Annotated in this window: 16 protein-coding genes; 11 read left to right on the top strand and 5 right to left on the bottom strand. The window is 69.5% G+C overall.

Translation table 11 applies throughout. The features are described from left to right. Nucleotides 1–3 precede the first annotated feature (3 nt). A complete protein-coding gene (locus ACIPXM_RS08280) occupies nucleotides 4–192 on the top strand; it encodes a hypothetical protein (protein ID WP_391467831.1) in 189 nt (62 codons plus the stop codon). Between the two features lie 31 nt (nucleotides 193–223). On the opposite strand, the gene ACIPXM_RS08275 is transcribed toward ACIPXM_RS08280, so the two are convergent. The 4 genes from ACIPXM_RS08275 to ACIPXM_RS08260 are packed head-to-tail and all read right to left on the bottom strand — an operon-like array spanning nucleotide 224 to nucleotide 7,550. Next, complete coding sequence (locus ACIPXM_RS08275; protein WP_391467833.1) at nucleotides 224–2,236, bottom strand: AIPR family protein; 2,013 nt, start codon at nucleotides 2,234–2,236, stop codon at nucleotides 224–226. Then, nucleotides 2,229–3,236 (bottom strand): PD-(D/E)XK motif protein, encoded by a 1,008-nt coding sequence (locus ACIPXM_RS08270; protein ID WP_391467835.1) that lies wholly within the window; start codon nucleotides 3,234–3,236, stop codon nucleotides 2,229–2,231. The genes ACIPXM_RS08275 and ACIPXM_RS08270 overlap by 8 nt, the downstream gene beginning before the upstream one ends. After that, complete coding sequence (locus ACIPXM_RS08265) at nucleotides 3,233–6,025, bottom strand: Z1 domain-containing protein (RefSeq protein ID WP_401653253.1); 2,793 nt, start codon at nucleotides 6,023–6,025, stop codon at nucleotides 3,233–3,235. The genes ACIPXM_RS08270 and ACIPXM_RS08265 overlap by 4 nt, the downstream gene beginning before the upstream one ends. 49 nt (nucleotides 6,026–6,074) lie before the next feature. Next, a complete protein-coding gene (locus ACIPXM_RS08260) occupies nucleotides 6,075–7,550 on the bottom strand; it encodes an ATP-binding protein (protein WP_401653252.1) in 1,476 nt (491 codons plus the stop codon). Between the two features lie 702 nt (nucleotides 7,551–8,252). Here ACIPXM_RS08260 and ACIPXM_RS08255 point away from each other — a divergent pair. Further along, nucleotides 8,253–9,185, top strand: a complete 933-nt coding sequence (locus ACIPXM_RS08255; RefSeq protein WP_401653250.1) for a hypothetical protein — start codon at nucleotides 8,253–8,255, stop codon at nucleotides 9,183–9,185. 95 nt (nucleotides 9,186–9,280) lie between these two features. Here ACIPXM_RS08255 and ACIPXM_RS08250 read toward each other — a convergent pair whose 3' ends face one another. Further along, entirely contained in the window at nucleotides 9,281–10,027 is a 747-nt protein-coding gene (locus tag ACIPXM_RS08250) for a DNA-methyltransferase (protein WP_401653248.1), read from the bottom strand. A gap of 582 nt (nucleotides 10,028–10,609) precedes the next feature. Here ACIPXM_RS08250 and ACIPXM_RS08245 point away from each other — a divergent pair. From ACIPXM_RS08245 to ACIPXM_RS08205, 9 genes are all read left to right on the top strand, one after another. Continuing rightward, on the top strand, nucleotides 10,610–11,752 hold the full coding sequence (locus tag ACIPXM_RS08245) for a C40 family peptidase (RefSeq protein ID WP_401653246.1): 1,143 nt from the start codon (nucleotides 10,610–10,612) through the stop codon (nucleotides 11,750–11,752). 87 nt (nucleotides 11,753–11,839) lie between these two features. Then, nucleotides 11,840–12,148, top strand: a complete 309-nt coding sequence (locus ACIPXM_RS08240; protein ID WP_011029048.1) for a DUF6112 family protein — start codon at nucleotides 11,840–11,842, stop codon at nucleotides 12,146–12,148. Next, nucleotides 12,148–12,837, top strand: a complete 690-nt coding sequence (locus ACIPXM_RS08235) for a hypothetical protein (protein ID WP_401653243.1) — start codon at nucleotides 12,148–12,150, stop codon at nucleotides 12,835–12,837. The genes ACIPXM_RS08240 and ACIPXM_RS08235 overlap by 1 nt, the downstream gene beginning before the upstream one ends. Before the next feature lie 27 nt (nucleotides 12,838–12,864). After that, nucleotides 12,865–14,247, top strand: coding sequence for an ATP-binding protein (locus tag ACIPXM_RS08230; RefSeq protein WP_401653241.1), 1,383 nt, complete (start codon nucleotides 12,865–12,867; stop codon nucleotides 14,245–14,247). Between the two features lie 136 nt (nucleotides 14,248–14,383). Beyond that, nucleotides 14,384–15,856: an SCO6880 family protein gene (locus tag ACIPXM_RS08225; RefSeq protein WP_401653239.1), complete on the top strand. Its 1,473-nt coding sequence runs from the start codon at nucleotides 14,384–14,386 to the stop codon at nucleotides 15,854–15,856. Between the two features lie 34 nt (nucleotides 15,857–15,890). Then, a complete protein-coding gene (locus ACIPXM_RS08220; protein WP_401653237.1) occupies nucleotides 15,891–16,343 on the top strand; it encodes a DUF6238 family protein in 453 nt (150 codons plus the stop codon). A 30-nt stretch (nucleotides 16,344–16,373) separates the two neighbouring features. Next, nucleotides 16,374–17,879 carry an ATP-binding protein gene (locus ACIPXM_RS08215; RefSeq protein ID WP_401653236.1) on the top strand — a complete coding sequence of 502 codons (1,506 nt, stop codon included), beginning with the start codon at nucleotides 16,374–16,376 and terminating at the stop codon, nucleotides 17,877–17,879. 21 nt (nucleotides 17,880–17,900) lie between these two features. Beyond that, nucleotides 17,901–18,596, top strand: coding sequence for a hypothetical protein (locus ACIPXM_RS08210; RefSeq protein ID WP_401653234.1), 696 nt, complete (start codon nucleotides 17,901–17,903; stop codon nucleotides 18,594–18,596). 136 nt (nucleotides 18,597–18,732) lie between these two features. Continuing rightward, a complete protein-coding gene (locus ACIPXM_RS08205; protein WP_401653232.1) occupies nucleotides 18,733–19,314 on the top strand; it encodes a hypothetical protein in 582 nt (193 codons plus the stop codon). Nucleotides 19,315–19,412: the final 98 nt, after the last annotated feature.

Here is a 19,412-nt window from a genome sequence, read left to right as displayed (position 1 = left end):
TAGATGATCCGAGAACCCGCAGAACTCAACGTCGACGAGGCAGGCCGTGTGGAGCTCCCGCTCGGGATCCTCGCCGAAGCAGGCATCAGCCTGGGGACCAAGCTGCTCGTGTTCAGTGACGGGGACGGGCGCATCGTGCTGAGGCGTGCAGAAGACGCGATCAACGACCTGCTGCACGAGGGAACCCTCTAGCGGCAGCCCCGACTGTCCAGGGCTGCCTCTCTCACGCGGTCTCGAGGTCGACGGGCACGGGGTGGAATCCATGCCGCAGGGCCTCTTCGTAAACCTCCATCGCCTGCCTGGCCTGGGTCCCGGTAACCCGTCGCCCCTGGGACAGACGCTGCGCCACACGGTCGGCGAGCTGCCTGTCCACGGCGCGCAGGACCCGGCCTTCGCGGGCCCAGTCCGCGAGAGCCTGCCACTCCTCGCTGGGGATGTCCTCGACGGCGGCTTCGGCCTCGTCCGACTCGGTGCTCTCGGGGGAGGCGATCTCGAAGGGCTCGGCCGTGAGCTCGGCGGCCAGTGTGTCGGGGAGCGTCCACGGGATGCGGGATACCTCGTCCCAGCAGTCGGGCTTCTTCGCCCACTCCGACACGTGCCGGTCGCCGGAGATCACCGTCTCCATGATCAAGGGACAGAGTTCGTCGAGGGCGTCCCTCAGGGCGTCCGTGGTGCCCTGCTCGTTCCAGATCCTGTCGAGGTCGATCCGCTTCTTGGCGGCGAACGAAAGCCGGGCGACCGTGTAGGTCGTGATCAGCCGTTTGTGGCTGCCGGCCGAGTGCGTACGGGCGATCCGGTCGGCAGCCTGGAAGAGGAGGGCCGTGGCTATGGCGCGCTTGCAGTACTGCACGTCCACTACGGGATCGGACTTCTCGATCCGCTCCATGAAGTGGGCGAAGTTCTTCTGGGCGCCGCGGCTCACCCAGTACGGGAGCTGTTCCCAAGAGTGCACGAAGGTGGCCAGGTCGGACTTGCTGAATCTCTGCCGGCTCGGCGTGATCAGCTTGAACTTGCGCTGGGCGGCGCGGGTCTCGTGCTCGGCGGCCTTGTCGGTGTACTGGCCCCGTGCCCGCTCGTAGAACCATCGCGTCTCCTGACCGCTGCCGTCGGTCGCTGGAGCCCACAGGCTGCGGGAGACACGCTCGAAGGCGACGTGGAACTCGTGGTTCGAGCTGAAGTCGACCAACGTCACCTTGTTCTGGGTGTTGGAGTACTGGGAGATCCTCGGAACGATCTCGGACAGGTACGCGGGATCGACGATCGTGAGTTTCATCTGCACATGGACCCCCTCCAAGTCCCGCTTGTCATGAGTCAGGACGTAGTGCAGCGAGGCGGTGGTCTGGCCGCCGTTGACGATCTGGAGGCCGGTCATACTCCTGATGGCGACGGGACTGCCGTCCTCGTCGGTCTCGAAGTCCACGTCCGAGGCGGTGGCGGTCACGCCGTTGTTGTAGGCGAGGAAGCGGCTCGGATCCTTCAGCAAGGTGTCGCGGATGCCCTTGTTCACGCCACCACGGGTCTGGAGGAAGGACCGGACGTTGAGTTCGAGCAGCCGGGTCCGGTGCTCCTTGTACAGCTCGGCCAACTGTCGGCCGGGAATCACGGCCAGGACGACCGAGTAGTTCGGTTCGTCGCTGTGAGCCGCCAGACAGGGAAGGGGACGCTCGAAGGTGACCTTGATGGGCTCGCCGATACTCCCGGAGGTCTCGTGCCTGTGGAGCCGCGCGAGGTCCCAGAGCTCGTAGGCGACCGGGATTCCCTCGAACTCCGTGGGCTCCGGGGCGCTCGTCGTGCTGACCCGGTTGCTGAGCAGGAAGAGGCGGATCTTCGGAACGTTCGACAACGCCTTCTCCACACCGACGCACATGTCATGCACGTCGGTGTTGTCCTCCTGGTTGGGGCGGATGGCCCCGTGCTTGCCCAGGAACGCGAACAGCCTCCGGAAGAGTCTGTCGGACTCGGCCTTGGTCAGCTTGCTGCTCGACGGGGTCAGGTTGAAGTCCGTTGTGTACAGGTCGAGGCTGGACCCGTCCTCGGGCAGGCCGTAGCCGTAAATCTCCAGTCCGCGGGAGGAGTGGTACGCGAGTGCCGCGTCGGTGACGACACCAGCTTCCTCAAGGATCTCGAGCACGTGCTGGGTGAACGTGTTCGGGATTGAGCCGCCCTCGGCGTCCGCCAGCGCCTGGATGTCGGTGACCAGCGCGCGGGAGTACTCGTGCAGGTCATGCTCAGCCATGGATTCCTCGGATCAGGTCGACCAGTGTTTCGGCGGTCACGCTGTGGGTGGCCAGGGCCGACACGTCGATGGTGTAGGTGCAGTTACCGACCCCGGGCGGCAGTTCGGCTTCGACGATCCGGGGAAAACCCTCCCCGACCATCCAGAACTCGCTGCGACGTAGGGTGTAGCGATCATGATCGTAGAGGTCCCGTTGGTTCGGCAGATAGCCGGCCTGGACCAGCAGGCTCTCGAAACGCTGCGAGGCGGACGGCGAGGTCAGACGGGCCCGTATCTCGTCCACCAAGGTGTTCAGGCTTTTGCCGAGCCCCCGCTGCCGGTCGTCGAGGACGACATGGGCCAGTACAAGAGGCGTCGAGTCGGCTGTGTCCAGCTGTCGCTCGCTCGCTATCTGGACCTGCCGGGGAGCGCGGGCTGTGGTCGCCTTCACCTCGACTGCGGCGCCGGGCAGCTGGAAGTCCTGGTTCGTCTGCTGTGGACCGGTCCAGGAGCTGACGGCCGTGTGCTGGTCCACAGCCGGAAGCACGTACTCCAGGAGGAAGTGGAGTTCGCCGAAGAGGCCGCACCGAGCCTGTCGGGACAGACCGTCGCGCGACACGGAGCGCAGCAGCTGCTGCCAACGGACGTAGCGGCGAACCGCGGCCTCCGCCGCCGTCTCGGTGGTCGGTGCGTCCCGCACAACCTCTGCGATGTCGGATACGAGCGGGGTGAACACCTCCGTGAGTTCGTCGTCGGTGAGCATGACCTGGAGCTCGTAGTGGTTGCCGGACACCGACGACAGGTTCAGCTGCAGTCCACGGGTGGCCGGCAGTTCATGGATCTCCTGACGTACGGTGTCGGCGGTCCTGGCGTCGGTGCCGAGCAGCAGCATGCGCCGGAGGGCGGGGTGCGTCACCGACACCTGGATGTCGTGCGGGGAGTCGGGGTGGAGCCGCCGGGTGGACCTGCCCGGGGTCTGCTGGTGGGCCTCCAGCTCCTGCCACACACTCTCGTCGATCACTCTTCGTCCTCGAAGTCGTCGAACTCCATGTCCTGCTTGAACCAGATGTCGTTCACCACGTACTCGGTCTTCAACTGGTGACGGGAGAACGGGAAGCTGATGGCGAACCCGACCAGCGGAGCGACCGGCTCAGGGTTTCCCGACGACTTGGCCACCTCGGCAGGGCTGAGGGGATACAGCAGAAGCAACGGCTGGTCAGAGCGACGTTGGTGACGCAGAGGCCGGCCGCGGGGGGTGTCCGGATCGAGCGGTTCACCCTTCCGGTTGAGCTTCCCCTTCGCAGCCTCCTTCGTGTCCTTCAGCGCACGGTCCTTCTGCTCACGGGTCAGGTCACAGAGTTCGTCGGCAGGGCTGAGGACGCGCTTGATCGTGTAGCGGCCGGGAACCACCTCCGAGGACTTGGAGTGGCTGCGCGTGATGAGGCCGATGGAATGGCCCGCGAGCTCGACCGGCGCACCCTCGGGCAGTCGGCTGGCGAGGCGGATCGTCCAGTTACCCAGCTCACCCTGCCTGGCACACTGGCGCACGTACTCCGCGATGAAGGCTGGCCGCACCCGCTGAGCCTGCCGGTCAGTGAGGTAGGAGTCGAGGAAACCCTCGGTGACGTCCGAGGCCGCGACGCCACTCCAGGTGATGCTCCCGCTCCGCTCGTCCACCTTCCCTGCGGAGAGCGCATCGAGGCGCGCGACGAACGACTCGAGGAGCTCGTGGTTGTTACGAACCACCTTCTCGGAGAGGTCGAAGATGGTCGTCTCGGGAAGCTCACCGGAGTAGCTGAGGCGGACACGCGTGCCCTGCCTCATCTTGTTGGAGGCCGTGATGCCCAGGCCGAGCGACGAGGTCCTGACCTTGAGACCGTATTCGCGGGGGGTCAGCCCCACCGCGGACATCTCCTCAACGTCGCGACGGAGTTCGTCGGTGGCCGCGGTGATCTCCGCGTACTGGCGCTGCAGCGTACGTGTCGTGTACAGCCTGCACAGGTCCTCGTAGCGGGGACGGTAGCCGAACCAACGGCCCATCTGCAGCAGGGTGTCGTATGTCTTGGAGGCACGCAGGTAGTAGCTGACCGACAACCCCTCGAGGGTCAGACCACGGGAGAGCTTCTCGCCACCTACGGCGATGACAGACAGGCCAGTCTCCCGGCGCTCGTAGTACTGGAGGGCGTCCTTCGCCGCACCGTTTACGGCCATGACGGTGATCTTCGCGAGGGCGGCGTGGAGATGGGGTTCGACGTCCTCCCAGTCAAGCCTGTCCCCGGCCATGTCCTCGGTACAGGGGACGAAGTCCTCCTCCCAGAGCTGCCGCAGGTCTTCCTCGAGTTCTTCACGGGCACTGCTGAACCGGTCCTGGAGGACGTCGAGGAGCAGACGCGTGTGCGCGTCGATCTGGTCGCAGACCTGCTGCTGCACGGCCGTGAAGCGGGTCACGTGCACCAGCATGGAGTTGTGCACGGCGACCTGCCCCCGCGCTCGACGTGCCGCACAGGTCAGGACGAAGGACCGAATGGCCCGCTGCAGCGACTCGGGCAGGAAGTCTGGAACCTGATGGTAGGACTTGTGCTTGTCCGGCACCCAGAGGTCTGTGTCCTTGATGTGCCTTATCAGTGGCAGCGGCTCGATGTCCTCCTCGTCGCCGTCAGTCTGTAGACCGAATAGACGCTCGGGACCGAGATAGTTGGACGGTGCCCGCAAGGTGCGGATGAAACTCTCCGGGAAGAGGTCGGGGCCCAGCTCGTCGTGGTCCGTGTCGGGGCTGATGTAGATGTTCGCGAAGGGGGTCGCGGTGTAGCCGACGTAGGACGCCTTCGTGAAGCTGTTGACCAACCGTCTGATGGCCTTGTTGATCGCCGACGGGTTGGTGTCGGGGTCCTTGGAGGTGTTCACCCCGGCGTTGTCGGCTTCGTCGTCGATCACGAACAAGGGGAGGTCGGGAACAACCATCCTGCCGGTCTCCGGGTCCTCCACGCCGTGGTTGTCGATCACCCAGTCCCGCAGGTTGTCGATGATCCGCCGGTTCTTCTTGACCACCAGGACCACCGGGACACTGCCCACCGGCACGTTCGCGGAGACCGCCGTCTTGCGGGCGAAGTCCCCCTTCTCGTGGCTGGTGGTCAGTGACGCGGCCTTCAGCCGCTTGCCGTGATGCGACATCGCGCCAACACCGATATGACGATGCGCGTCGTCGTCCGAGCGGAACTGGTACTGGGTGTCGAACCCGAGGAGCCCTTCGTCGATACGCAGCTGTGTCTGGCTGCGCAGGTCGTTGTGGATCCCTGCGAACACCACGATGAGCCGGTAGCCGGCGTCGGCTGCCTTCGCGGCAAGCCCGATGAACTGCCCCGTCTTGCCGGACTGGACCTGTCCGATCACGAGCCCGGTCCGGCGCCAGGCGCCTGCCCGCTGAGGATCTTCCAGCTCACCAAGAACGTCGTCGGTGCTCTGGTCGAGGCGACGCACGACCTGAGTCGGGAGCTTGGACACGCTCAGCAGGTAGCGCCGGTAGCGGTCCCAGAACTCCCACTTCCGGTCTGCCTTCGCGTCGGCGAGCCATGGCACGTGGCCCTCGTCGTTCGTCATCGCGGAGGAATCAGCCTGGAACACGGAAGCACGCGCCTCGAGCACCTTCCGCACCTGGTCCCGCTCCACGCTGATCCCCTGGGCAGCGAGGATGCTGACCGCGGTGTTCACGGCGAAGTCCACCTCGGCCGGCGTTGCCTGGCGGTCACCTGGCAGGAGCAGCAACGCGGTCTGCTCGGCCTTCTCGAGACTGTCTTCGAGGGCGGTGCTCACAGCGACCTCCAGCGGCCGTGTCGGTTGGGAGTGGGGACTACCAGGTGGGTCAGGAGTTCCAGAAACCCTGTTGCTCGTCGAACGGAGGCATGGAACTGAGTACTCCCCGGGCATCCTCAGGAGAGCGGCCCTGTCCAAGGAGTGCTTCATACACCCGGCGGGCGATGTCGACGGTCTCCGGGGTGGCCGGCCCCGGACCACCGAAGGGTTCGGGGTCGTCGACCGTGTCGGTCTCGTGGAGCATGCGGAGTGCCGTGACCGGGACCGTCTCCTCAAGGAGGCGGATCAACGAGCGGACAACGTCAGGATTGCCGCCCTGGCCGTCCATCGCTGCCTTCACCAAGGGGTGCTTTCTGTTGATGCGCAGAACGATCCGGCCGTCGTGGCGCTTCACGTTCCAGGCGAACTTCAGCGGGTCACCGTGCACCCGAGACACCACCTGGCCACGCTGTCGTGCGGAACGCGAGGCCGCCTCGCGGGTGTATCTGGCGATCCTCTCCAGGTGACGACGCAAGGAGACGGGGGGAACCACACTCGCCTTGCGCACGTCCACGCCCCAGTCGGTGTCGGCCTCCGCAGGGATGTCCACGGCGATCCGCGCGAGGTTGTACTTCTCCTCGCGCCGCAGGCCGCGGATCCCCAGCCAGTCACCGGCCAGGATCAGGCGGTCACGGCGGTAGACGTAGAACCCCTGCTGCCCCAGCCAGCCCCTCTGCCCGGCAGCCGACTCGTACTCGGCATCCGAGAGACGCTGTGCCGTCGGGAGGACGAAAGGCTCCACGCGCACCGACTCCGACCCCAGCGGCAGAGGCTCCCAGGGGATCCGCTGTACCGACGGGTGCATGGACAGGAACGGGTCCCACGGGGAGAGGTCAGAGCCGCGCACCCGGATGCGGCACCGGGCCGGACGCTTCAGAAAGCGGGCGAAGACCATCGAGAGGTGAGCTTCGGTACGTTCCGCCTCTGCGTAGAACTGGGCCTGCGTCTTCTCGTCGTCGTGGGTCACGGCGGTGTTGTGGTAGCCGGAGAGCTGCTCCCAAAGGACGACGGTCCCGTGCTGCATGCTTCCCGCGATCCGGTGCAGGAGGGACATTGTCATGTCGCCGGGGTCGCGGAGGAGCCGCCACTGCTTGTAGAGCTCCACGACACCGAGGTCCCACGTCCGCACGTGCCAGAATCCGTCCTTGACGGTGGCTACGGTGAGCTTGCGGCACTGGGAGAAGGAGGCAGACTTCAGCCCCACACCGAAACGGCCGAGATCCGTGGCAGTCCGCTCGGCGGACGGGCCGCGGGCGGCTACCGTCATGGCGGTCACCAGCTCGGGCTCTGTCATCCCCTTGCCGTCGTCCATCACTGCGATCCAGGAACTCTGCCCGTCCCACGTGAAGTCGACGTCGATGTTCTTGGCCTCTGCAGAGACGCTGTTGTCCACGAGATCTGCGACCGCGGCGGGAAGCGAGTAACCGAGCGAACTGAGCGACGCCACCATGCCGGCAGGGTCGGGAGCGGCGACGTCGAAGTCCATCTTCACGCTCCGTACCCGGCGTACCCGGTCAGTCCTGTGCGGTCGATTCGCCTGTGTGCTCCGCAGAGCGGTGTGGGCAGGACTTCTCGGGTCTCGTGCGATGAGTGCGCCGCTACTCGTCCCACGACAGCCGAAAACCCCCGTTCGGAGCATGTTACCGAAAGGGACTCGTATGGCGTAGGTGATCTCTGTGGAGGGCTGACCGCCCGCTGCGCGAGGCACAACACGTACGCCGGCTTGGCCACCTGGCCGCAGCACGCGAAGATCCCCCTCTCGCCCACCATCAAGCAAGACGTATGGACCTTGAACCTGGTAGCGCCAGAGCACACCGACCGTGCTGTCCACAAACTCCTCGGCGTCCGCAGCGACTCAGCGGACCTGGGGCGCGTGCAGGGCTCTCGATCCTCGGGTTCGCCTTCCCCTTCGTGGGCGGTGAAGATGGCGGTCAGGAAGCCGGATCCGACCTTCAACTCACCCATGTGCTGTGGACAACGTGGGCTGGCTTCAGGAGCTCCGTCCCCGTGGTCAGGCCCGCCTCCCCGTACAGCTCACGTGCGACGTCTCGTGACGGCTCCGCCGGGTTGGCTCCTGCCCCCAGGAAGGCCGCGACGTACCAACGAGGTGTCACGCACAGACGTCCACTGGAATACCCGCACGCTGGATTCGCTTGCTCCTCCTGTAGTGATCACGGAGGGGGCGCTGGTGGCCGAGCTGATGCTGTTCCGGCAGGACGCGGACGGACGGGATGTCGAGCTGTCCGGTTCGACGGTGGCGCTGGAGCTGGAGCTGCAGCGGCGGGTCGAGGCTGGGCTGGAGCAGATGCTCGGGATCCGGTTCCTGGCGTCGGAGTATGCGACCGGGCCGTGGCATCGGGGGCGGATCGATACGCTCGGGCTGGATGAGAACGGCAGTCCGGTGGTGATCGAGTTCAAGAAGGGCTCCGACAGCGGGGTGCTGTCGCAGGCGGTCTCGTACATGGCGTGGCTGGAGTCGGCGCAGCTCGAGTTCGAGGCGCTCGTCCGGAAGGTGCTGGGCGCGGAGGCGGCCGAGTCCGTCGACTGGCGGCGTCCGCGGATGGTCTGCATCGCGGCCGGTTTCTCGCACCACGACCGGGTGGCCGTCCAGAGGGTGCCCGAGCGGATCGACCTGGTGCGTTACCGGGTCTTCGAGGGCGGGCTGCTGAGCCTGCTGCTGGTGGACTCCTCGCCCGGCGTGCCGAGCGCGGCGCCCCGGCGGAGCCGCGCGCGGGACGCGGGGGCCGAGGACGCTGCGGTGGCCCCGGCGGTTCCGGCGCCGGCGGGCGCCGGTCTTGTTCCGGATTGCCTTCGGGATCTGTTCGCGGAGGTGGACGAGGCGCTGACGGCGTGGGGCGAGGTCGAGGTGGTGCCCCTCAAGCACTACGTCGCCTACCGGCGGCTGGTGAACGTGGCCTCGGTCCTGTTCCGTCCGAAGCACGAGGTGATCCTGGTCTATCTCAGACTCGACCCGGACTCGGTCGTGCTGGAGGAGGGCTTTACCCGGGACATGCGCGGTATCGGGCATCTCGGGACGGGGGACCTGGAGGTGCGGATCGGCTCGGCGGCGGACCTGGAGAAGGCGGCGCCGTTGATCCGGCGGGCGTTCGAGGCTGCCTGAGACGAGCGGAAGGGCGGCTGGAGCATCGGTTCTCGATGTTCCAGCCGCCCTTCGGCGTCTGTGGTCCGCCGGCCCCGGCTTCTCGTTTCTCATGATCAGTTCTCCGGTCCGGCGAGGGTGAAGTCGTCCTGTTCCAGCTCGGCGCGCAGGCGCTGTTCGGCGACGTCGGCGTAGTGCGGGGAGAGTTCGACGCCGACGAAGTTCCGGCCTTCCCGGAGGGCGGCGACGCCGGTGGAGCCGCTGCCGGTGAAGGGGTCGAGGACGGTGCCGCCCTCGGGGCAGACCTGTACGAGCTGCCGCATGATCTCGACGGGCTTCTGGGTGATGTGGACCCGGCCCTTGCGGGGCTGGGAGGCGATGTAGTGCCCGGGGAGGTAGAGGTCGCGGGTGTGGTCGAGGGATCCCTTGACGCCCCAGACGATGAACTCGGAGTCCTGCTTCGGCCCGCCCTTGCGGGGCCGGCTGGCAGGCTTGATCCACGGAAGGGTGCCGCTCCAGGTCCAGCCCGCCATCTGCAGGGCGTCGGTCGTGGTCGGCTCCTGGCGCCAGTCGGTGAAGACCATCGCGACCGCGTGCTCGGTGGAGGCCCGGTACGCCTCGGTGAGCAGTTCGGTCAGCCAGGAGCGGTAGGAGCGCTGGTCACGGTTCTCGCCGGGGAAGTTGGCGAGGTCGTGCGCCGAATTACTGGTGACGTACTTGGCCCGCGCGGTGCGTCCGGTGCGTTCCGAACTCGTCCGGCCGCCGGAGTTGTACGGGGGGTCGGTGATTACGGCGTTGACGCTCTCGTCCGGGAGGGACTTCAGGACGGTCAGGGCGTCGCCTCGGTGCAGCGTGTAGCTCATGGGAGGGCCTCTCTTCGGGGGCGCGGAGGGTCGTGGAACCCATGCCGGACGGCGCTCAACGTCGCTCGCTTCTGGCGGGGTTGTGCCGGAGGTTAGCCGTGGATTCCGGCCGGACCTAACGAGGCGGCGGCGGCTCGGGGCCGGTGCCGGGGGTCGTTTGGCGCGGCCGGAATCGCGGTCTACTGTCTCGCCGTGTCGCCGGGAAGGAGCCCCACTCCACCCCCGCTGACCTGTGCTTATCCGTGCTGTCTCGTCCAATCGAGCCAGTAGGAACGCACGTTGCCCACGCGTTTCCCGATGCCGTCCGGAGGCCCTTGTGTACCGCCTGAGATTACGAGCGCGGCTGGCTGCCGCGCGTGACCTGAGACCGGCGTCCGGGAGCTGCTAACTCCTCTGACCCCGGGCCCGCCCGAGCGGCGGATGCACATCGGCGCGGTGCCGGCGGCTTTGCACGAGAAGCCGGCACCGCGTCGCCTACGAAGACCGAGGAGCCGCTGCGATGCAGCATGTCCTGATACCCCCGCGCCCCGACCCGACGCCGTCACCCGGCCGGCCCCGCCGCCCCGGCGAACGGCGGCGGCGATGAAGAGGACCACCAAGGGCGTCGTCGACCTGTTCGCGGCGGGCTCGATGCTGCTGGTCGTGCCGGTCCTTGCCTTCGGCGCCGGGACCGCTTCGGCCGCCTGCCCGACCGACGGCGCGCAGTCCGTGGACACCGCGGCGGTCGCCGATCAGGTGAAGGCCATCCTGGCAGGGGGCGGCACGGCGTCGGTCTCCATGCCCGGTCTGGACAACCCGGCCGAGCAGATCCCCTTCGCCAAGACGATCCAGGCCACCGGCGTCGCGATGAACATCCCGGCCCGCGGGCAGGTCGTGGCCCTGGCCACCGCCCTGCAGGAGAGCGGCCTGCGGAACCTGACCTGGGGCGACCGCGACTCGCTGGGACTGTTCCAGCAGCGGCCGTCGATGGGCTGGGGCACGGCGAACGAGATCCTCGACCCGGTACACGCCTCGACGAAGTTCTACGAGGGACTCCGGCAGGTCTCGGGCTGGCAGTCCCTGTCCGTCACGCAGGCCGCCCAGGCGGTGCAGCGGTCGGGCTTCCCCGAGGCGTACGCCAAGTGGGAGCCGCTGGCCACGGCCTTGCAGAAGGCCATCGAGCCCCTGCTGCCGAAAACCGGTGGTGGCGGCGGTGGTGCGTCACCGCCGCCGGTTCCAGACGGTCCTGCGCCCGGCGCCACGGGTGGCTGTGCCGCCGCCGACGGGGACGGAACCGACTTCGGCACCATCCCGGCCGGCGCGCTCCCCAAGGAGTACAGCATCCCCGCCACCGCTCCGCGGGAGGTCCAGACGGCGATCCGGTGGGCGCTCGGCCAGCTCGGCACGCCGTACCAGTGGGGCGGGACCTGCACCGACTCCCACGGTGACACGGCGATGCGCCGGTGCGACTGCTCCTCCCTGATGCAGCAGGCGTACAAGGCCGCCGGGGTCACCCTGACGCGGACGACGTACACGCAGGTCAAGGAGGGCAAGCCGGTCTCGGCCGATGCCCTTCGGCCGGGTGACCTGATCTTCACCGAGGGCACGGCCGCCGTCCCCGAGCACGTCGGCATGGCCATCGGTCAGGGCCTGGTCGTGCACGCACCGCGCACCGGCGACGTCGTCCGCATCACGACCGTCGCCGCCTGGAAGTCCGGGATTCTCGCGGTCCGCCGAGTCGTCTGACCGGCGCCTCTCCCCCTCTCCCCTTTCTCGCACCGCCGCTCCACCCCTCATGGGCTTCGGCGTGCCTTCATTCGAACTGGAGTTCCCATGTACCTCGCCGAACAGGTCATACAGCTCGCCTACGACCCCGGAATCAAGCCGAACGAGGGCGGGCTGCCGGGCCTGAACGTCCTCAAGCAGGTGATGGGCTCCATCAACCTCTTCGGTCTCATCGCCGTGGTCGGCGCCCTCGCCGTCAGCGCGGGCGTGTGGGCCTGGGGCCACCACTCCGGCGGCCACCAGGCCGAAGCCAACGGCAAAAAGGGCGTCCTGGTGTCCGCCGGCGCGGCCCTCCTGCTCGGCGCCGCGAACGGCGTGGTCGCGTTCTTCAGCACGCTGGGGACGCAGGTCCACTGATGCCTTCCCACTCCTCCAACCCCGGCGGCGCATCTCGCGTGCGCCGCCGGGCGCTGCTCGGCACCGTCGTCCTGGCGGTGCTCGTCGCTCTCGCCGGCCTGGCCGCCTACCTCACCCGCGACGGCAGGACACCCACCAAGGCCCCGGCCCCGCCTCCGAGTTCGCCCCCGCCTTCCTCCTCGGCCGCCTTGCCGTCCGGGCCGCCCACGGTGATCACCCGTCCCCGCTCCCTGCCGGTTCCGCCGAGGACCACCGACCCGATCGCCTTCGGGAAGGCAGCCGCAGCGGCGCTGTGGTCGTACGACACCCGCGCGTACCCGCAGGCCGAGCTGAGGCGCGCTCTGCACGCGTGGCTGACTGCGGAGGCCAAGTACGCCGACGCGGCCTCCGTCGACCGGGGTATCCCCTCGGCGGTGCTGTGGAAGGAGATGGCCACCAACGGCCAGTTCGCCACGGCCACCGTGAACGAGGGGCACTTCCCGAACGCCTTCACCCAGGCCCTTCAGGAGAACCCCGGCGCGATCACCCAGGCGTACATCTACGCCGTCACGGTCTCGGGGAAGCAGACGATCGCCTGGAAGGGCTCGCCCGCCGGCGGCGCGGAGAGCCGCTCCACCACCCTCGCGGTCCAGTGCCGCCCCGGCCAGCCCTGCGCCCTGGCCGGCGTCATGCCGTCCGTCGCACCCTGACCCCCGCTCACGAAAGGAGGTACTCCCGTGGACGTCTGCGGCCTTCCGATGATGGACAAGGTATGCACCGCCGTCGACTTCGCCACCAACCCGGCCGGGGCCGTCACCGACGGCATCGGCGCGTGGATCGCGAAGTCGGCCGGCGAACTGGCGGCCAGCGCGGCGGACCTCGCCGCCAAGGCCGTCAACGAGACGACCGCCATCGACCTCAACGCCGGCTGGTTCCGGGACAACTACCAGCTTCTGCTGCCCATCGGTCTCGCCCTGACCGTCGGCATCTTCTGCATTCAGCTCATGTTCGCGGCCTGGCGGCGTGACGAGCGGGCCCTGGCCCAGGCCGCGTTCGGCACCATGACCGGCGTCCTGTTCAGCTTCTCCGCCATCGCCTTCACCACCGTCGCCATCACCGTGGTCGACGCCCTGTCCGACGGCCTGTTCCAAGCCGCCAACACCTCGGTCGACGACGCGATCCGCCGCGTCGTGAAGATCAACCAACTCGGTGCGATGTACGGCCTGGGCTGGGGAGTTCCCGCCCTGGTCGCCTTCGGGTGCGCGATCGGCGCCTTCCTGTACTGGGGTGTCATGGTCGCCCGGAAGGTCGGCGTCCTGATCATGGTCGCCCTCGCCGTGTTCGCCGGGGCCGGCGGCGGCTGGGAGGTCGCCAAGCGCTGGCGCCGGGGCTGGATCGAGGCCACCGCCACCCTGATCGTCTCGAAACTCCTGATGACCATCGTCTTCTTGATCGGCGTCTCCGCCATGGGCAAGAGCGACGCCAACGACGGGCTGTCGGCCCTGTCGGACGCGATGGCCGGCATCGTCGTTATGGTCCTGGTGCTGCTCTGCCCGTATGCGACGTACAAGTTCGTGCACTGGGCGAGTGACGGCGGCGGCCACGACGACCTGCACCGCACCGGCGCCGCGGGCATGGCCATCGCCACCGGCGCGGCGAAGACCGCCGGCAGCCTGGCGATGCGCGTCGGGACCGGAACCCCCGCCCCCCAGGGACCGAGCCAGGTTCCCGGCGCGGGCGCCGACGGTGTCGCCTCCGGCATCAACCCCGCCGGCGGCAACGTCAGCAAGGAGGGCATCGACGCCGGCCCGCCCAAGCCGCAGACCCGCTTCCGGTACGGCGAGGACCCGAACGCGACCGGCGACAAGGGCCGGGCCCTGATCCAGCGCCCCGGCATCCCGCCGCTCATCACCCGGCCCGGCGAAGAGGAAACGGAAGGTTCCCAGCCGGGTGTCCAGGCCGTCAGCGGCAGCTCCGGGCACCCCATCAGCACGTCGGCTCCGGGCAGCGGCGTGAGCCACATCGGCACCACGCCGCCCGCCGGGCCCTCGGCGGCAGCCACCGGCTCGCCGACGCCGACGACCTGGGTGTTCCCCACCCAGCCGCCCGAGGGTTCCTGACCCTTCCCCACCGGGGGCGGGCTGCCCCTCCGCAGCCCGCCCCCTCCCGATTCGACCGTCGAAGGAGCCCCGCCGTGTCCTCCAGAAGAGCGCCGCCCGCTCCGTCCCTCGTTCGCCTCCACCGTCTGGAATCCTCATGTCCGGTAAGCACCAGGCCGAAGTCCCCTCGGCCACCGTGAAGTTCCCCCACCGCAGCAGGCGCGGCGTCCTGCTCGGCCTGACCGCCCCGCAGCTCCTCGCCGCCGGACTCACCGGCCTTCTCCTGCTCGCCGTGATCCTCGCCCGCGGCGTGGTCGGGGCCCTCGTGCTCATCCCCCTGTGGGCCGTCATCGCCCTGTTCGTCTTCGTCCGCCACCGGGGCCGTGCCCTGGCCGACTGGACCCCGGTCGTCGTCCGGTACGCCCTGCGCCGGATGCGCGGCCAGCTTGTCTGGCTCACCCGGCCCTCCCGGCGGCCGACCCGCGAGGGACTGCTCCACCTGCCCGGCACCGCCGCCAGCCTGCGCGTGGCCACCGCCCCCGACGGCCGATACGGCGCGGTCCACGACCCCCACAGCGGCACGCTGACGGCCGTGGTGAAGGTCTCCTCCCGCGCCTACGCCCTGCTCGACCCAGGCACCCAGCACGCCAACGTCTCGGGCTGGGGACGGGCCCTGGCCGCGCTCGCCCGAACCGGGCAGATCGCCCGCATCCAGGTGATCGAGCGCACCGTTCCGGACTCCGGTGACAGCCTGCGCCGCTACTGGGAGGAGCACGGCCGCCCCGACGTCCCGGTGGCCGGCGCGATCTACAACGAGTTGATCCAGAGCGCCGGCCCGGCCGCCGCCCCGCACGAGGCGTACGTCGCGCTGTCGCTGGACACCAAGGCCGCACGCCGGCTGATCAACCAGGCCGGCGGCGGCCTGACCGGGGCCTTCAGCGTCCTGGCCCAGCTGACCTCGACCTTCGAGCAGGCCGCGCGGACCGCCGGCCTCAACCCGGCCGGCTGGCTCACCGCCCGCGAGATCGCGGCCGTCGTCCGCACCGCCTACGACCCCAAGGCGCTCACGGCGCTGGACCGGTGGTCGGCCACCGGCCGTCCCGAGACCGACGCTGCCGCCGCCGGTCCGGTGGTGGTCGTGGAGAAGGCGGACCACATCGCGACCGACTCCGCCGTCCACGCCACGTACTGGGTGGAGAACTGGCCGAGGACCGAAACCAGCGCCGGCTTCCTGCACCAGCTCCTGTTCACGGGCGGCGTCCGGCGCACGCTCTCACTCTCCTACGAACCGAAGGGACTGGACGCCGCCCTGCGCGACGTCCAGCGCAAGAAGGCGTCGGTCATCGCCGATGCCGCCGAGCGCGCCCGGCGCGGGCAGGTCGACTCCGAGGCGGACTCGATCGAGTACCAGGACATCAAGGCACGCGAGCGCCAGCTCATCGCCGGCCACGCAGACGTCGCCCTGACCGGTCTGCTGACCGTCTCGGCCGACTCCGAGGACGAGCTGCGGTCCGCGTGCGCGGTCGTGGAGACCGCCGCCGTCGGCGCCCAGCTCGACCTCCGGCCCCTGACCTGGCAGCAGGCCGAGGCGTTCACCGCCGCCGCCCTGCCACTCGCCCTCGCCGCGTAGCCCCGGCACTCCCCCTCGCTGAAAGAGCACTCCCGTGTCCCGCACCCCCAGCACCACCGCGCAGGACTTCGTGCCCTTCGCCACCGCCGCGCTCGACTTCCACCGCGCGCTCAACCTCCCCGGCGGCCCGCTCGTCACCACCCGCGCCGAGCTGGACGCCCTTCACTCCCATCTCCTCTCGCTGTACGGGCTGCTCGATGCCCACGCCGTCCGCGTCGGCCGGCTCCTGCCGGCGGAGGGCGACCACCTGCGGGCCGCCCGCACCCGGATCTGGCAGGCCGCCGACCACCTCCACGCCGCCTACCACGCAGCGCCCCGCCCGGACTCCGGCGAGGTGCCCGAGCGCGAGGCGTGCCGGACCGGCCTGCCCGAAGGGGCGCCGGAGCTGACCGTCTGCCAGCGCCATCAGCGCACCGCACGACTGGTACGCCGCCGGACGACCCCGGCCGACCTGCACTCCCCGTTCACCGGCCTCACCCGCCGCTGACCCGCTATACCCCCGTTCGGAGAAACGTTCATGCCCCGTACCCGCGCCAGCGCCTCCCACCTGTTCGTGCCCCACAAGGCATCGCGTACCCAGCGACGGGCCGCCCGAGCCGGCTTCGCCGACGCCCACCGCCAGGCCCGCCGCGCCGAAGCGCCCCCGAGGCACCGTGCCCAGGAGACCGCCGATCCGGAACTGCGGCCGGTCTACCCGCCGGCCGGGCGGCCCGGACCGGCCTCGGCCCGCGGCGGCAAGCTCCGCCTGCCCGCTCATCGGATGACCACCGCCACCGCCTCCGGCGCCTATCCGTTCGTCGCCGAGGGCGGCCTGGGGGCGGAGGGCGTCTTCATCGGCCGCGACGTCCACGCCGAGGCCGCCTTCTGCTTCGACCCGTTCTCGCTGTACGGCAGCGGCCGGATCGAGGGCTTCACGAACCCCAACGCCGTCCTGGCGGGGATCATCGGCATGGGCAAGTCCGCGCTGGCGAAGTCCATCGCCACCCGGTCGATCGCCCACGGCTACCGGATCTACATCCCCTGTGATCCGAAGGGCGAGTGGACCGGCGTCGCGCAGGCCCTCGGCGGCTACAGCATCGCGCTGGGCCCCGGCCTGCCGGGCAGGCTGAACCCGCTGGACGCCCCGGCCCGGCCAGCCTCGGTCAGCGAGGACGACTGGGCGAGCGAGGTCCGAAAGCGGCGCCTGCTGCTCCTGGCCGGCCTGGCGCGCACCGTCCTGAAGCGCGATCTGCTGCCGATGGAGCACACCGCCCTGGACCTCGCCCTCGACCTGGTCGTCGCCGAGGCCGCCGCTCGTGGCACGGTGCCGCTGCTCGGCGAGATTGCCTACGTCCTCGGCTCGCCCCAGCTCCTCGACCAGGCCCTCGGTAACTCCTCCGGGCACCTGGGGACGGCCGCCCAGGACGTCGCGCACGCCCTGCGCCGTCTCGTCCACGGCGACCTGAGCGGCATGTTCGACGCTCCTTCGACGGTCGCGTTCGACCCGACCGCGCCGATGCTGTCCATCGACCTCTCCCGCCTCGGCGGCGCCGGCGACGACACCGCTCTGGTCCTCGCCATGACGTGCGCGAGCGCGTGGATGGAGTCCGCCCTCGCCGACCCCGCCGGCGGCCGGCGCTGGGTGATCTACGACGAGGCGTGGCGGGTGATGCGACACGTCGGCCTGCTGGAGCGGATGCAGTCCCAGTGGAAGCTGAGCCGTGGTCTCGGCATCGCGAACCTGATGGTCATCCACCGGCTCAGCGACCTACTCTCGGCGGGCGACGCGGGCTCGCGCGGCCGGGTCCTGGCCGAGGGCCTCCTGGCCGACTGCTCCACGCGCATCATCTACCGGCAGGAGCCCGACCAGCTCGACGCCGCCGCGTCCCTGCTCGGCCTGACCGGAGTCGAGACCCAGGCAGTATCCGCGCTGACCAAGGGCCGGGGCCTGTGGAAGGTCGCGGGCCGGTCCTTCATCACGCAGCACATCCTGCATCCGGCCGAACGCGAACTGTTCGACACCGACGCCCGGATGGCGGCCTAGACCATGGCCGGAGGAACGATCATGTCCGTTTCCCCCAGTTCTCCCGCCCCTACCGAGAACCCGCCGGCGGCCACCGAGGACCTGGCGTGGCGGAAGCACATCCCGGCGCTGACTGCTGCCGTCGCCGGGATCCGGGAGGCGTCCCACGCCTGGGACGCGGTCTCGGACTCCTTCTGCGACACCGACGGCTGGCCCGTCGACGAGCAGGGGTACGAGGACGGCAAGGTGAAGCGCGACGCCGAGGCGTGGCGGCACGTCGAGATCTTCCTCGACCACGGCCCCGAGGTCCTGGCCGGCGTCCGCGCGACCGCCCGGAGCGCCGACTACGCCGAGGGACCCCTCAGCGAAGACCTCCGCTGGCTGCGCGGCATCGACGCCACCCTGGAACACGCGGGCCAGCTCCAGCACGAGTGGGACCAGATCCTGGCCCTCATGGACGCCTCCATGCCCGGTTCACGGAAGCTCTACGAGGACCAGGCGAAGGAAGAACGGAACGCCGACGGCTGGCACTACGCCGACGAGCTGGCCATCCGCGGACCCGCCCTCGTCCGGGCCGCCGACCACCTGGCCCGCCGGGCGGACGCCGAGCACTCCGCGTACACGACGCGGGCGCGGGCGGCTCTCGCCCGCTCCGCCTCCGGCCTTCGCGGAACCCTGCCCGCCTCGCCCCCAGCGCCGCCGACACCCGGCGCACCGGTCCCGGGCCGCTCCCGCTGACACCCGTAGCACCGAGTCACGGCCGGACCAAACCGCCCGATCACCAGATCCTCGTGCACCACCGCCCGCCCCACACGGTCCGGTCTGCGCTCACCGCAGCACCAGCCGCCGGGACGTCTCACCACGGAGAAGACCCATGAACCCAGACCACCCCCTGGTCACCGCACGGACCAGCTCCTTCTCGCCCCTCGTCGACGCGGATCCGAAGCGGGATCGCGGGTACGGCTACCTCACCGGTCCCCTCCGCCAGAGGGGTCTTGAGGTCACCGTCGAGTACGGCCTGAGCGACTACGTCGTCGACATCGCCCTCCCCGACGACAGTTCGATGATCATCTCTCCGCCGCAGGAACCGCCTTCCGAGAACCCCGACTTCCCCGAGAGCTGGACAGTGGTCCGCCACCGGGAGGTCGGACCCCCGGTGTACGAGGTGATCTACGACTCCGAGCCCGACGGTCCGGACGCCCGGCACGGCGGCAGCGTCTCAAGCCTGCTCGCCGCCGTCGACGCACGCCTGGACCAGCTCGGCGTACCGCCGCGCCCCGAGCAGTACCGCTCCTCACAGGAGCACGCCGCCGAGACCGTTCCACCCCGGGTGAGCGCTGCTCTCTCACCGTCCCCGTCGGCCGGATCGCGCACGGTCCGCACACCTCTGGCGCCGGAATCACCCGCTCGCGCCGCGCTGCCACCCGCGCGCTCGTCCACCACCCCTGGTCGCTGACCTCTTCCCGTCTCGGAGCACGCCGTATGCCTCACACCAGCAGAACCGTTCCGGCCCTCGCTCTCTCCCGCCATCGAGCCCGCACCGGATGGATCAGC

It is taken from the genome of Streptomyces sp. NPDC090025 (assembly GCF_044748125.1).
GTDB lineage: Bacteria > Actinomycetota > Actinomycetes > Streptomycetales > Streptomycetaceae > Streptomyces.
Note: the sequence above shows the minus strand (reverse complement) of the source record. Positions and strands in the feature narration are given on the sequence as shown.

Bases quoted from the DNA above. Each gene is read 5' to 3' on its own strand.
- ACIPXM_RS08205 (WP_401653232.1), top strand. From the start codon at position 18,733: ATGAACCCAGACCACCCCCTGGTCACCGCACGGACCAGCTCCTTCTCG.
- ACIPXM_RS08240 (WP_011029048.1), top strand. From the start codon at position 11,840: ATGTACCTCGCCGAACAGGTCATACAGCTCGCCTACGACCCCGGAATC.
- ACIPXM_RS08245 (WP_401653246.1), top strand. From the start codon at position 10,610: ATGAAGAGGACCACCAAGGGCGTCGTCGACCTGTTCGCGGCGGGCTCG.
- ACIPXM_RS08275 (WP_391467833.1), bottom strand. From the start codon at position 2,236: ATGGCTGAGCATGACCTGCACGAGTACTCCCGCGCGCTGGTCACCGAC.
- ACIPXM_RS08280 (WP_391467831.1), top strand. From the start codon at position 4: ATGATCCGAGAACCCGCAGAACTCAACGTCGACGAGGCAGGCCGTGTG.
- ACIPXM_RS08215 (WP_401653236.1), top strand. From the start codon at position 16,374: ATGCCCCGTACCCGCGCCAGCGCCTCCCACCTGTTCGTGCCCCACAAG.
- ACIPXM_RS08235 (WP_401653243.1), top strand. From the start codon at position 12,148: ATGCCTTCCCACTCCTCCAACCCCGGCGGCGCATCTCGCGTGCGCCGC.
- ACIPXM_RS08250 (WP_401653248.1), bottom strand. From the start codon at position 10,027: ATGAGCTACACGCTGCACCGAGGCGACGCCCTGACCGTCCTGAAGTCC.
- ACIPXM_RS08225 (WP_401653239.1), top strand. From the start codon at position 14,384: ATGTCCGGTAAGCACCAGGCCGAAGTCCCCTCGGCCACCGTGAAGTTC.
- ACIPXM_RS08210 (WP_401653234.1), top strand. From the start codon at position 17,901: ATGTCCGTTTCCCCCAGTTCTCCCGCCCCTACCGAGAACCCGCCGGCG.
- ACIPXM_RS08260 (WP_401653252.1), bottom strand. From the start codon at position 7,550: ATGGACTTCGACGTCGCCGCTCCCGACCCTGCCGGCATGGTGGCGTCG.